The sequence below is a fragment of the Tsukamurella sputi genome (genome assembly GCF_007858445.1).
In the GTDB taxonomy this organism is placed as follows: domain Bacteria; phylum Actinomycetota; class Actinomycetes; order Mycobacteriales; family Mycobacteriaceae; genus Tsukamurella; species Tsukamurella sputi.
The window spans coordinates 1-654 of record NZ_VIGV01000069.1; the positions used below are offsets into that span (position 1 = coordinate 1).

Sequence of the window (654 nt, forward strand, 5' to 3'; positions counted from 1 at the left end):
TTCAATCACAGAAAGCGAATATTGATTCTCAGCCTTGGTGGATTCGGTTAGAAGTAGATGATGAAAGACGGAGATCAAGTCATGCTCTAGTTCATAAAGTGGCGGCTCGTGCAGATGACCCTTGGTGGGATAAAAACTATCCACCATATCTCGATGGTGAGTATGAGTACGGATGCCGTGGTCGTGTTAGGGCTATGAGTGAGAAGCGTTTTCAGGAATTGCTTAAAAACGATAAAGATATAAAGGTCATTGAATCTACAGGTGCTAGTAACAAATCAGTAATGGATGATGAAGATAAGATCAAAGAAGATGGCATTAAGCAGATTGAAACATCTGTTATTCAAGATCAGTTAAGGAAGAAGCTCTATGGCTAATGATGTGATTAAGATTGACATTAATACCAAGTCGATTGAAGAAGCGCTTTCAAAACTCACTTCTCCATCTGCACCGCTGATGGCAAAAATTGCGGGGATATTAGTGGAGTCGGCGGATCAAGCCTTTGAGGATGAGAAAGATCCTGTCACTGGTTTGCCCTGGGTTCCGCTATCTGAAGCTTATGCACAGTGGAAGTCAGAGCATGGATACAGCAATAAGATTCTACAAAAAGATGGGCATTTAGCGATGATCCAGTCTGATAGTAGTGAATCAGAGGCA

The 654-nt window shown here is 41.9% G+C and carries 2 protein-coding genes; both read left to right on the top strand.

Annotated elements, in window-relative coordinates:
* On the top strand, positions 1-374 hold a 374-nt coding region (locus FK268_RS24455; RefSeq protein ID WP_205124526.1), incomplete at its 5' end, for a putative phage head morphogenesis protein.
* Positions 367-654: phage virion morphogenesis family protein (locus tag FK268_RS23195; protein WP_193560326.1), on the top strand; the 288-nt coding region annotated here is incomplete at its 3' end. The genes FK268_RS24455 and FK268_RS23195, both read left to right, overlap by 8 nt.